This is a genomic window from Thalassospira sp. MIT1004, from assembly GCF_001858545.1.
Taxonomy (GTDB): Bacteria; Pseudomonadota; Alphaproteobacteria; order Rhodospirillales; family Thalassospiraceae; genus Thalassospira; species Thalassospira xiamenensis.
On sequence record NZ_MCAO01000003.1, the window covers coordinates 110,791 to 123,597 of the forward strand.

Genomic DNA, 12,807 nt, shown 5'->3' on the forward strand with positions numbered 1-12,807 from the left:
TTACGCCGGTTTAACCAGCATACGGCCGCGCATTTCCATATGCAGCGCATGGCAGAACCACTGACAGTAATACCAGTGCACACCGGGTCGATCGGCCTTGAAGGTCACCGATGCCGTTGCCTGCGGTGCGACTTCCATTGCCACGCCATAGTTCGCGATGGTGAACCCGTGCGTCAGGTCGTCGACATCATCGATATTGGTGATGAATACGGTAACCTCGTCGCCCTGATTGACCTCGAACTTGTCCATGCTGAACATCGGCGCGTTGGAATACATATAGACACGCACCTTGTTGCCATCCCGAATGACGATTGAATCGCCTTCAAGATCGACACCATCCTTTTTCGCCCAGTCGCGGGCTTCGGCAAACATCGGATCGTTGCGATCCCAAAGATTCACCGGATTGACCACCGAACTATGGACGATGATGCAATCATGGGGTTCGGCAAATGTCGGACCGTCATGAACAACCTTTGGCGCATCCCCGGTAATATCAATCAGCTGATCGTTTTCCGGCTTCAGCGGACCGACATTAAGGAACCGGTCTTTCGAAAACTTGTTAAGCGAGATAAGCCATTTGCCATCCGCATCCTTGGTTTCACCCATGGAAGTGTGGTTATGCCCCGGCTGATAATGGACATCGACCTTGGCAAGGATCGGATCGACCTCTTCACCGTTGAACTTGCGAACCGCGGCATCAATGTTCCATTTGCACATCTGACTATCAAGGAACAGGGTGGTATAGGCATTCCCCTGACCATCAAACGCGGTATGTAGCGGACCCAGACCAAGTTCCGGTTCGGCCACGACAACTCCGCGCGGCTCGATCTTGTCTTCGAAGCACTCTTCGAACTTCCGCACATCAAGAACGGTAACCGTCGGGGACAGCTTGCCGTTAATGACAATATGCTTGCCGTCCGGTGCCGTGTTGCAGCCATGCGGGCTGTTCGATACCGGCACATAACGGGTCAGCGGCGATCCTTTGCGGCCGTCAACGACCTTGACGCCGTTGATTTCCTTGTAATTGCCATTCTTGATCGCCTGTTCGATGCGCTCGATCGAGAAAATGACCGCCCAGTCCTGCTCGCTTGCCGTCATTTCGGCAAGCGACACACCGTTTTCCGAATTGTAGCAGGTCGAAACCGCATATTTTCCCTGATAATCCGCATCACAGTTATCAAGGTTGCCATCAACCATCACCTGCCAGGCAACTTCCATCGTGTCGCCGTCAATTGCCGTGAAAATTGCATGATACCGCGACGGATCGTCCAGAATGCTACCGTCATTGGGAACCGGAACCCGATGTTCACCATTGGCAAAGACATAGCCGGTGCGCGGGAATTTCTGCGGGCGCAGACCATGGATGTCCGACGCGTTCGGAATTTCGATGATCTTGTCGCATTTCATGACGTCACAGCGAATGCGGGCGACACGCGTGTTCGCCTTGTCATTCACAAACAGGTATCGCCCATCATAGGTCCCATCCGTGAAGGACATATGCGGGTGGTGCAAATCCCCGTTCAGCCAGATTTCACCCTTGTCGGCCAGATACTTTTTGGTTTCCGGCAACAGACCTTCGGTCAGGATTTTGCGGCTTTCATTCGTTTGGCCCCAACCTGTTGCGCTGCATCGGTTGAAAACCGGAATGCGCATCAGCTCGCGCATGGAGGGAACCCCCATAATGCGGACTTCGCCAGCCTGCCCACTGCTCCAGAAGCCGTAATATTCGTCAAGATCACCTGGCAAAACCTCAACCGATCCAGCAGCCGCTTTTGCCGCCGTTGGTGCGAGGATTGAACCCGCGGCAATGCCCGCAGCACCGGTTGCACCGGCAATCCCTGCCAATCCTGCCATCTTTGCTGTTCCGCCGAGCAAGCCGCGTCGGCTGATCTTATAGTTCTCTGTTTCATTCGACATAATGGAACTCCTGATATGTCACAGCTGGTTAGACGCACCGTTGTTTCCGTCCGAAGACTTCGGATTGGAACAACTTGCGCCGCATCCACCGGAGCCACAGCTCGCGGACGATGGTTTCGAATGAGAAGTCGTTTCGGTTTTCGTTTGAGGTCTGGAAGTTTTTGAACCGGACTGCAGTGCCATGCGGCGTTCAAACCGGGCCAGTTTCTGGATCATGACCGGGCAATTCTGGTCGTCGTAATACAGTTCCTGGCAATGAAGGCAGTACAGGCATTCATTCGGGTCAATGTGCCCGTCAGGATGAATGGCCTGAACCATGCATTCGTTTGCGCACCGGTGGCAGGGGGAACCGCAATCACGATACCGTTTCAGCCAGTCATTGACCCGGATCCGACCAGGTATCGCCAAAGCCGCGCCCAGCGGGCAAAGGTAACGACAGTAAAACCGCTCGATGAAAAGGCCCGCGACCAACAGCAGAACCGCAAACAGGACGAACGGCCAATCGCGCATGAAGGAAAGAATGATCGCCGTCTTGAAGGGCTCGATCTCGGCCAGATGCTCGGCCTGATCGAACGCATGGAACGAGATGCCAAACAGGACCAGAAAGGCGATATATTTGATCGGCCAAAGGCGCTGATGCAGGCCAAAGGGAACCGCGATTTGCGGAATGCGAAGCTGTTTGGCCAGCTTGTTCAAAAGTTCCTGAAGTGCGCCAAACGGGCAAAGCCACCCGCAATATGCACCGCGTCCCCAGAATATCAGTGACGCCGCAACCGCAAACCACAGCATAAAGATCAGCGGATCCATCAAGAAATAGGACCAGTCAAAACCCGACCCAAAGGAATTGGCAACCGTCAGGACATTGACGACCGAAAGCTGTGCATTGGCATAATATCCAATCCAGACCACGGTAAAGATCAGGAATCCAGTCCGGATCCGCTGCGTCAGTTTGCGACGGCGGACAAACCAGTCCTGGAAGAAGAACAAGCCGGTCAGAAGCAGGATTGCGCAAGACAGGATGACAATATCGACAATCCGGTTCGTCCATATCCGCTTCCAAAGCGCGTCCCGGTTTTGGGTATCGGTACCGGATTTCTGTGCACCAACCTCGTTGGCTTTTTCCGAAACATTATCCGGTGCCGCCGTCGCAACATCGATCTTGCGCAGATATTTGACCGGTGGCGCATAATCGACGCCAAATGTCGTAAAGGCCTTCTCCAAAGCGCCTAGCTGGCGCTGGACCAGAAGCTGCAAATGCCACGGCACAGTTGGATCAAACGGCACTTCTTCGGGGATAACAAAAAGGGCAACTTCCCTGAAACGCGGCGCACCCTCGGCCGCAATTTCCCCGAGGCGCTTGTGATGTTTGTCACGGAAACGGACACTGTTATCGCCCTGTATAACCTGAATACGGTCAAACACCCCACCGCGAACATAACCCGATCCCTTGAAGGAATATTCACCGTTCGCCGCAACAAGCAACGCCTGCTGGCCGGGCTTCAGAACCTTCTGAAGATTGGCATATTCCGCATCCCCCAGCAGATTATGTCCGATCATCGGAATGGAAACGAGAGCGGTATATAGATCGATGAACGGGCCGTCGGCAGCGATCCTGGCTTGATCGTTGCCACTACCTTTACCTTGCCCTCTGTCGTCAGTTCCCTCGAAGGCCTGCGCAACATCGCCATGCGATAGCGACAGACGCCTAACCGACCCGTCGCCAAGCAATTCATCCCAGCTTGCCGGCCCGTCTTGCGACATATCGACGGCGAATTTGTCGCCCTTGCCGCCCGGCTGCGCCAACCCGCCCAGACCAAGTGTTCGGGCCACCTTGATTGCCGAGCGCCGAATTGAATCGTCAATCACCATGATGGTGACGGTGGCACCACTCACGATATCGTCAGGCAACGCATCCAGCTCTTCGCTGCGGGCATATTCGGCGATGTTAAAACCGGTATAGCCCGCGATGTAGTCCGTGATTTTGCTTTCAGGAATGCCAACCAGCACGATCGGTTCTTTGTGGGCAACCAGTCGTGCACCGGTAATAACACCCTGCATCGAGATGCCGACCAGAATGTCGATTGGTTTGCCGGAATAACCAACCGAATTGGCCCAGTCGCTATTGAGGAAAATGTAACCAAGCTGGTTACTACCGCTATAGACGGGAACAAGATGATCTGTTGTTTGCTCCTCGCCGATATGATCGGCTCCGGGCATGATGCTTCCGGCATCAAGCGACACGACATAATCGTCAAGCGTCCCTGCAAAACTGCTCGTGAACGCAAGCCCCCAACCGATCACTGCCAGCAGAAGCAGGCGCAAACCCGATAACGAAAATGATCCGGATACAACAACCACGGCACGTCCCCACCAAACTGATGCTCCATAATCTGAACACCAGTGAGCGGGACCTTATCGGATCCGGAAACGCCATCACTTGACTCACGTCATGTCAAAATTGCGAAATCGCAATTGCCTGATAGCTTGTCGTTTTATCTACGCAAAAACGTCATTTTTGATGACGCTCTCTAAAATTGATCTCTTCGAAACTTCAATACCAAACGACATACGGGACGAGAACGCTCAAAATGGGCGGCACTTTCAAGTCCCGTTAAGCTCATATCATAAAGCTATATAATCCCGAATTGTGAGCCCGCGACAAAAGGAAACTCTCGCACATTTTCACCTCCGGAATACTTCGGTATTAACAAAACCGGTATCCAACCCCCGGCTCGTTTTCGATATAGGTCGGGTTAAGCGGATCATCGCCAAGTTTCTGGCGCAGATGACCGATATAGATACGCAGATAATGTGTTTCACTTTCCTGCGCAGGTCCCCAGATTTCGCGTAAAATCTGTTGATGGGTCACGATACGCCCCGCGTTACGCGCCAGAAGGGTCAGTAAGGCAAACTCCTTTTTGGTCAGTTTCAGTTCATTATCGGCCTTAAAAACCCTGTGTGCCGCCAGATCGATCTTTAGATCACCCGAAACAATCTCGCTACTGGTCAGGTCTTCGGGTTTGCGGCTGCGCAGAATAGCCCGCACCCGTGCGATCAATTCGGCGATGCCGAACGGCTTGGTCACGTAATCGTTCGCACCACAGTCCAAGGCAGTCACTTTTTCTTCCTCATTGGCACGCACGGAAAGAACGATGATCGGAACCTCGCTCCATTCCCTGATTTTCGTCAAAACTTCCTGCCCGTCCAGATCAGGCAATCCAAGGTCAAGAATGACGAGATGCGGGGTCTCAAGGGCGCATTTCTCGATACCCGACTGGCCGTTTTCGGCCTCGATCACCTCATACCCCTGCGCACCAAGGCTGATCCGCAGGAATTTGCGAATTTGCGGTTCGTCATCAATGATCAGCACTTTGGCCTGATCGCGCATCTCAGCTTCCTTCCGCACTGCCATCCTGCAAATCCTCGTCATCCTCTGCAACCGTTGGCATCGCGGTTATCGGCAGGGTTATGGCAATCGTTGTGCCCACCCCCTGCGGCCCGTCGTGTGCAACGATACCTCCGCCATGCGCCTCGATAAAACCACGGCAGATCGACAATCCAAGCCCCGTACCCGCCACCTGGCTATCGCCTGCGCGAACACGATAGAAAACATCAAAAACAGCCTGTCGCGCTTCTGCCGGAATACCGCGCCCGTTATCCGATATCTCGACCACCATCCGTGTTTTATCTGCCTTGGCACTTACTGTAATCCGACCGTTGTCGGCGGTATGCTTTACAGCATTATCAAGAATATTGAACAGAACCTGTTCGATCAGAACCGGATCAAGCTGGATCGGGGACAGATCGGGCGACACCTGCACGTCAAAGGATCGCGACCCGGCATATTTGCGGACATGCTTCACCGCACGACCGATAATCTCGGCCAGATCCGACCATTCCTTTCTCGGCTGCAAGGCACCATAGCCAAGCCGTGTCATATCCAGAAGGTTCTGAACAAACCGGTTCAAGCGTTCGCTTTCCTCAAGGATGGTCTGGGTAAGCTGCCCGCGATCCTCTTCTCCCATGCTGTCGCCATAGCTTGATAATGTAGTCGCCGACCCGATGATCGATACCAGTGGGGTGCGCAAATCATGCGATACCGAAGACAAAAGTGCCGCGCGGAGCTGCTCGGTCTCGCTCAGCAAGCGTGCTTCTTCGATATCGGTCGCAAGACGGGTACGTTCGACAGCAACGGCCACCTGATCGACAAGCGCCTCAAGCAGGCGACGCTGGGAAGGCCCCAATGTGCGCGCATCTTCCCTGAAGCGGACACCAAGAACGCCAAGCGGTCCCTGCGGGGTATTTACCGGCATGAATAGCCATTCTGCGGTCGGCAGGGTTTCGGATCGCCAGCCGGCCGGTTTGGAATGCTCCCACGCCCATTCGGCGGCCCCCCAATCTTTTAGCCCCAACTGATCCTCTGGCGGGTAGGCTGCGGTAATTTCCAACGATCCATCCGTACCCGGCTGCAGGACCATCGACTGACAATCAAGCGTCGCGGCCACATGATGCACAGCCGCCCACAACACATCGTCAAGCGATGCCGCCGCCGCAATCTTGCGACTGAAATCATAAAGATTGGCAGTGCGCTTGCCGCTGGTTTTCATGGCATCGACCTGCAGGCGCAGACGTCCTGCCAGATTGCCAACAATGACCGAGACAATCAGGAAAAATACGATGGTAATCAGCTGTTCATGATGGAACACCGACAGGGTGTAATAGGGCACGGTGAAGAAGAAATTGTAGGAAATGAAAGACAGCAGACTGGCGGCAATCGACGGCCACATGCCGCAACGGATCGCAGTTAACAACACCGCCAGAAGATAAATCAGCGACAGATTGCCAAGCGGCACATACCGGTCAGCAAAAAGTGCGGCAACGGTTGCCACAGTAACGCTGCCAAAGACCCACGAAAGGCTGCGTGATCGCCAGTTTCCGCGTTCGAACGGATTGTCCGAGATCAGCGAACGTTTTTTCTCATCCATGTCCGCAGCAATGACCGTAACATCAAAGCCCTCGGCATTCTCAAGCAGCTTGCGCGCCACATTTTCACGCAACAATCCGGTCCAGCGTCTTCGCCTTGGCCGCCCGATCAGAAGACGCGTAACATTGCGCTTGGACGCCAATGCGGAAATCTCGCGTGCCAAATGGGATTCCGCCTGAAGCGTGACAATTTCCGCCCCCAACTGTTCCGCCAGACGCAGTGCTTCGGCAATATCATCTTTTTCGGCATTCGCCATCCGGTCGTCGCGTGGTGTTTCGACATGCAAGGCGATCCACGGAACACGCTGGCGTTCTGCCATCCGCTTGGCCGTGCGCACCAGCTTTTTGGCCACCGGACTTTCATTCAGGCACACCATCAGGCGGTCCTGCGTCGGCCATGGGCCGCTGACCGCATGGGTACGCATATATTCCAGCATCTGCGCATCAATGCGTTCGGCTGCAATACGCATCGCCAATTCGCGAAGTGCGGTCAGATTTCCCTTGCTGAAGAAATGCCGGAGCGCGCGCCCCACCTGATCGATGACATAAACCTTGCCATCGCGCAGTCTTTGCAAAAGATCATCAGGCGGCAAATCGATCAGCTCGATTTCATTGGCTTTTTCAAGGAAACTGTCGGGCAGTGTTTCGCGTACGCGAACACGTGAAATCCGGGCGACAATATCGTTCAGGCTTTCAAGATGCTGGATGTTCAGCGTCGTATAGACATCAATCCCGGCATCAAGCAGCTCATCGATATCCTGATAGCGCTTTTCGTGGCGGCTGCCCGGCACATTGGTGTGTGCCAGTTCATCAACAAGGGCGATTTCCGGTTTGCGCCAGATGATCGCGTCAATGTCCATTTCCCCAAAGACACGGCCCCGATGCAAAAGCCTCTTGCGCGGCAATGCTTCAAGACCGCGCAAGAGGTTTTCGGTTTCCACGCGCCCGTGGGTTTCGACAATGCCGACAATAACGTCCCTCCCCTCCTTCCGCCGTTCCTGCGCGGCCTGAAGCATGGCATAGGTCTTTCCGACGCCCGGATAGGCGCCCAGAAAGATCTTGAGCTTGCCCCGATCATCCTTGCGGGTCTGTTCCAGCAGGGCTTCGGGGGATGGACGGTCCTCTTCGTCGGTCATCTTGCGTCGATCAAAGCCTTTCGTATTTATCCTGTCATATCAGAACCATCGGCGGATCACCCGGATAAATCGCCGATAGACTGACAGCACCTTGCTCCGGAGCCAGACAGCGCGCATTTCCTCTGCCTCGCGCTGAACCTGTCTTTGCCGGGCACCGGACTGCCGAAAGACAGCCCGATACCCTGTATTTTTGGAATAATCCATCGGATCAGGACGACATTTCGTCCAGAGCCAGATTCAACATCAGAACATTGACCCGCGGCTCTCCGATCAACCCAAAGGTTCTATCTTCAATATGGGCTGCAACCAGTTCTTCCAGGTCATTGAGCGGGATGTTTCTGACTTTAGCCACCCTTTCCATCTGGAAGCGGGCACTTTCGGGCGAGATATCGGGGTCAAGTCCGCTGCCCGATGCCGTCAGCAAATCTATTGGCACCGGGCGATTGCCGTTTTCCGCCGAAAGATCAAGGGCACGGGCCTTGATCCCGTTGACCAGTTCCCGGTTCGTCGCCCCAAGGTTGGAACCACCGGAATTATCCCCCTCATAGCCATCGCCGGCATAGGAAGGGCGCGGATGGAAATAGCGATCACCTTCAAACTTCTGGCCGATCAGGCGCGAACCAACCACGACACCGTTCTTTTCAATCAGGCTGCCATTGGCTTCTTCCGCGAACAGTCCCAGCCCGATCCCGGTCATTGCCAGCGGATAGGCAACACCGGTTATCACCGTCATCACAGCAGCCATGCCAATGGCCGGACGTAACAAGTTCAACATGACAAATTCTCCGTTAAACCAGACCAACGGCATTGATCAGAAGGTCAATGACCTTGATGCCGACAAAGGGAACGATCAGACCACCAAGGCCATAGATCAGAAGATTTCGACGCAGCAGCGCCGCCGCACTGCCCGGCGTAAACCGTACCCCGCGCAGAGCCAGCGGGATCAGGGCGATAATGATCAGGGCATTAAAGATCACCGCCGAAAGGATCGCGCTTTGCGGGCTGGCAAGCCCCATGATGTTCAGCGCACCAAGCTGCGGATAGGCCGCAATGAAAAGCGCGGGCAGGATCGCGAAATACTTGGCAACATCGTTGGCAATCGAAAATGTTGTCAACGCGCCCCTGCTGATCAGCAACTGTTTGCCGACCTGGACGATCTCGATCAGCTTGGTCGGATCACTATCAAGGTCGACAAGGTTGCCCGCCTCGCGTGCGGCCTGGGTGCCATCATTCATCGCAACCCCGACATCTGCCTGTGCTAAGGCCGGCGCATCGTTCGATCCGTCACCGCACATCGCCACCAGACGCCCGCCTTCCTGTTCCTGACGGATCAGTTCCAGCTTTTTCTCCGGTGTTGCCTCGGCCAGAAAATCATCCACCCCAGCCTCGGCAGCGATTGCGGCCGCCGTTAACGGGTTGTCCCCCGTAATCATGACGGTCCGGATGCCCATGGCACGCAGTTCAGCAAACCGTTCGCGAATGCCCGGCTTGATGATGTCTTTCAGATGAATGACACCCATGATCTTGTGGTTTTTCGCGACCACAAGCGGCGTGCCACCTGATTTGGCGATGCCATCAACGATCCGGCCAAGTTCGGCAACCTGCGGGCCCGCTTCGGCATATGCCCGCATCGCATCCCCGGCACCTTTACGATATTCATCCGCACCGATATCCGCACCGGACATACGGGTTTCGGCACTAAAGGCAATCGCCTTGGACAGTTTCGATTTGTCGCCCCGGAAGTCAAACAGCTTGCCCGCCAGTTCGACAATCGATTTGCCCTCTGGCGTGTCATCGGCAAGCGATGCGATTGCCGCGGCTTCCGCCACTTCCCGGTCCGTGATGCCTTTGAGTGGCACAAATTCGTCGGCCATACGGTTGCCAAAAGTAATGGTTCCGGTTTTATCAAGCAGCAGCGTATCGACATCGCCCGATGCCTCAACCGCACGCCCGGACTTGGCGATGACATTGGCCTTGACCAGACGGTCCATACCGGCAATCCCGATGGCAGACAGCAGACCACCGATTGTTGTCGGGATCAGGGTAACCAGCAACGCAATCAGAAACGCCATCGGGATCGAGGTCCCCGAGAACAGCGCGAAGGGTTCAAGCGTGACAACGACGATCAGGAAGATGATCGACATGCCGACCAGCAGGATATTAAGCGCGATCTCGTTTGGTGTTTTCTGACGCTGCGCGCCTTCGACCATCGCGATCATGCGATCAAGGAAACTTTCGCCCGGTTTGGCGGTGACACGGACTTTAAGCCAGTCCGACACAATCCGCGTCCCGCCGGTTACCGCCGACCGATCCCCGCCACTTTCGCGGATTACCGGGGCCGATTCACCGGTAATGGCAGATTCATCGACCGAAGCAATCCCTTCGACGATCTCGCCATCGACCGGGATGACATCGCCCGCCTCGACCAGTACAAAGTCACCGGGCGAAAGACGGCTGCTTGCGACCATTTCAACGGCGGTCTTTTCCCCGTTGCGAAGCTTTTTTGCCTGGGTTTCCTTATTGGTTGACCGCAGGCTATCGGCACGTGCCTTGCCACGACCTTCGGCGACCGCCTCGGCAAAATTGGCAAACAGGACAGTAAACCAAAGCCAGACGGTGATCTGGATCAGGGCCGACAGGTCCGGACCGCCCGTCATACCGGTATGGATGCTGATGACAGTTGCCATCACCGCACCGGCCTCAACCATGAACATCACCGGATTGCAGATCATGATCCGCGGATCAAGCTTGCGAAACGCCTCAATACTGGCAGTCCGCACAAGCGCCCCGTCCAGCAGACGGGAATTTTCTGTTTTCTTCATTTTCTGTACTCCTCCGGTCAGTAGGCAATTCCGGCCAGCATTGCGAAATGCTCCGCAATCGGGCCAAGTGCCAATGCCGGGAAGAAAGTGAGACCACCGACAATCAGAATGACGGCAATCAGAAGGGTAACGAAAAGCGGACCGTGGGTCGGGAATGTGCCGCCCGAAACCGGAACGACATTCTTTGTCCCGAGCGACCCGGCAATCGCCAGGATCGGAATGATGAAGCCATAACGCCCCAGCAACATTGCAATGCCCTGCAAGGTAGTCTGGAACGGCATTCCTGCTCCGAACCCGGCAAAGGCAGAGCCGTTATTGCCCGTCGCCGAGCTATAGGCATAAAGGATTTCCGAAAGCCCGTGCGGTCCGGCATCCTGTACTGCCGTCATAGCGACCGGAACGGTGGCCGACAAGGCCCCGAAGACCAGAATGCCGATCGGCATGGTCAGGATGGCCAGAACAGCCAGCTTGATTTCACGGGCTTCGATCTTCTTGCCCAGATATTCCGGCGTCCGCCCGACCATAAGTCCGGCAATGAAAACCGTCAGAACAACAAACAGCAGCATGCCGTAGAAACCGGCACCAACACCGCCATAGACGATTTCACCAAGCTGCATGTTCAGCATCGTTACCATGCCGCCAAGCGGTGTCAGACTGTCATGCATGGCATTGACCGATCCGTTCGACGCGGCCGTCGTTGCCGTTGCCCAGAGGGTGGAATTCAGGATACCGAAACGGGTTTCCTTGCCTTCCATATTGCCCGGATCGGCAATAATCGTGCTGGAATTTGTCAGCAACGCATTGCCTGCCTTTTCCGCACTATAGGTCGCGGCAAATCCACCGACAAACAGCACGGCCATCACGGCGAAAATCGCAATGCCCTGACGCTTGTCATTAACCATCTTGCCAAACAGAAAGCAGAATGCCGCCGGGATCAGCAGGATATAAACCATCTGAAGCAGATTGCTCAGCGCTGTGGGGTTTTCGTATGGATGCGATGAATTGACGTTAAAGAAGCCGCCACCATTGGTGCCAAGCTGTTTGATCGCGATCTGCGATGCGGCCGGTCCCTGTGCCAGAACCTGCTTTGTGCCTTCAAGCGTGGTTGCATCGACATAGGAATTCAGGTTCTGCGGAACGCCCTGCGACATCAGGAAAATCGCTGCGATAATCGAAAGTGGCAGCAGAATGTAAAGAACACCGCGCGTCATATCGACATGGAAGTTGCCGAGATCACGGATTTTGCGACCAGCAAACCCGCGGATCACCGCAACGGCAACCGCCATGCCCGTTGATGCACTGACAAAGTTCTGCATGGTCAATCCGACCATCTGACTGAAATAGGACAGTGAGGTTTCACCGCCATAGGCCTGCCAGTTGGTATTGGTGACAAAACTGACCGCTGTATTAAACGCCAGATCGGACGACATCGGCGCCAGCCCGGCCGGATTCCATGGCAAAAGATGCTGCAAACGCAGAATGGCAAACAGCAAAACCCATCCGGCAGCATTAAAGGCCAGAAGGGTCACGGCATATCGCGACCAATGTTGCGATGCCTGCGCATCGATACCGCAAATGCGATAAATGACTTTCTCAACCGGCTTGAAAACGGGGGACAGCAAAACCGCCTGCCCGCTGTAAACCCGGTACATATACCCGCCCAGCAACGGGGCGCACGCCAGCAGGATCGCGCAATAAAGCGCGAACTGGCCGAGATCGGTTGTCATCGGGAACTCCGTCCTAGAATTTTTCGGCCCGGATCAGGGCGGAAAACAGGTAGATAACAAGCGCGGCCGATACCGCGCCGCCAAGAATGTAACTGATCATGGAACCTCCTAGATCCGTGCGCAGCCGCGAACCGCAAGCCCGCACATGGCAAAGGCACCCAATGCCAGAACGGTATAGATCAGATCGAACATGGGATACTCCTGTAGTGTTCGGATCAACTG

General features: G+C 55.1%; 7 protein-coding genes. All 7 read right to left on the reverse strand.

The features are described from left to right. Entirely contained in the window at nucleotides 1–1,917 is a 1,917-nt protein-coding gene (gene nosZ, locus BC440_RS01940; protein WP_063094987.1) for a TAT-dependent nitrous-oxide reductase, read from the reverse strand. Nucleotides 1,918–1,935: 18 nt separating this feature from the next. Further along, a complete protein-coding gene (locus tag BC440_RS01945; protein ID WP_063094985.1) occupies nucleotides 1,936–4,275 on the reverse strand; it encodes a NosR/NirI family protein in 2,340 nt (779 codons plus the stop codon). Between the two features lie 346 nt (nucleotides 4,276–4,621). Next, nucleotides 4,622–5,305 carry a response regulator transcription factor gene (locus tag BC440_RS01950; protein ID WP_063094982.1) on the reverse strand — a complete coding sequence of 228 codons (684 nt, stop codon included), beginning with the start codon at nucleotides 5,303–5,305 and terminating at the stop codon, nucleotides 4,622–4,624. 1 nt (nucleotide 5,306) lies between these two features. Continuing rightward, on the reverse strand, nucleotides 5,307–8,036 hold the full coding sequence (locus BC440_RS01955) for a sensor histidine kinase KdpD (RefSeq protein WP_063094980.1): 2,730 nt from the start codon (nucleotides 8,034–8,036) through the stop codon (nucleotides 5,307–5,309). Nucleotides 8,037–8,244: 208 nt separating this feature from the next. After that, nucleotides 8,245–8,811: a potassium-transporting ATPase subunit KdpC gene (gene kdpC / locus BC440_RS01960; RefSeq protein WP_063094978.1), complete on the reverse strand. Its 567-nt coding sequence runs from the start codon at nucleotides 8,809–8,811 to the stop codon at nucleotides 8,245–8,247. A gap of 13 nt (nucleotides 8,812–8,824) precedes the next feature. Further along, a complete protein-coding gene (kdpB, locus tag BC440_RS01965; RefSeq protein WP_063094976.1) occupies nucleotides 8,825–10,858 on the reverse strand; it encodes a potassium-transporting ATPase subunit KdpB in 2,034 nt (677 codons plus the stop codon). A gap of 17 nt (nucleotides 10,859–10,875) precedes the next feature. After that, nucleotides 10,876–12,585, reverse strand: coding sequence for a potassium-transporting ATPase subunit KdpA (kdpA, locus tag BC440_RS01970; protein ID WP_063094974.1), 1,710 nt, complete (start codon nucleotides 12,583–12,585; stop codon nucleotides 10,876–10,878). Nucleotides 12,586–12,807 lie beyond the last annotated feature (222 nt).

Excerpts from the sequence above, each read along its gene's own strand:
- nosZ (WP_063094987.1), bottom strand. The coding sequence starts at position 1,917 with ATGTCGAATGAAACAGAGAACTATAAGATCAGCCGACGCGGCTTGCTC.
- BC440_RS01950 (WP_063094982.1), bottom strand. The coding sequence starts at position 5,305 with ATGCGCGATCAGGCCAAAGTGCTGATCATTGATGACGAACCGCAAATT.
- BC440_RS01955 (WP_063094980.1), bottom strand. The coding sequence starts at position 8,036 with ATGACCGACGAAGAGGACCGTCCATCCCCCGAAGCCCTGCTGGAACAG.
- kdpC (WP_063094978.1), bottom strand. The coding sequence starts at position 8,811 with ATGTTGAACTTGTTACGTCCGGCCATTGGCATGGCTGCTGTGATGACG.
- kdpB (WP_063094976.1), bottom strand. The coding sequence starts at position 10,858 with ATGAAGAAAACAGAAAATTCCCGTCTGCTGGACGGGGCGCTTGTGCGG.
- kdpA (WP_063094974.1), bottom strand. The coding sequence starts at position 12,585 with ATGACAACCGATCTCGGCCAGTTCGCGCTTTATTGCGCGATCCTGCTG.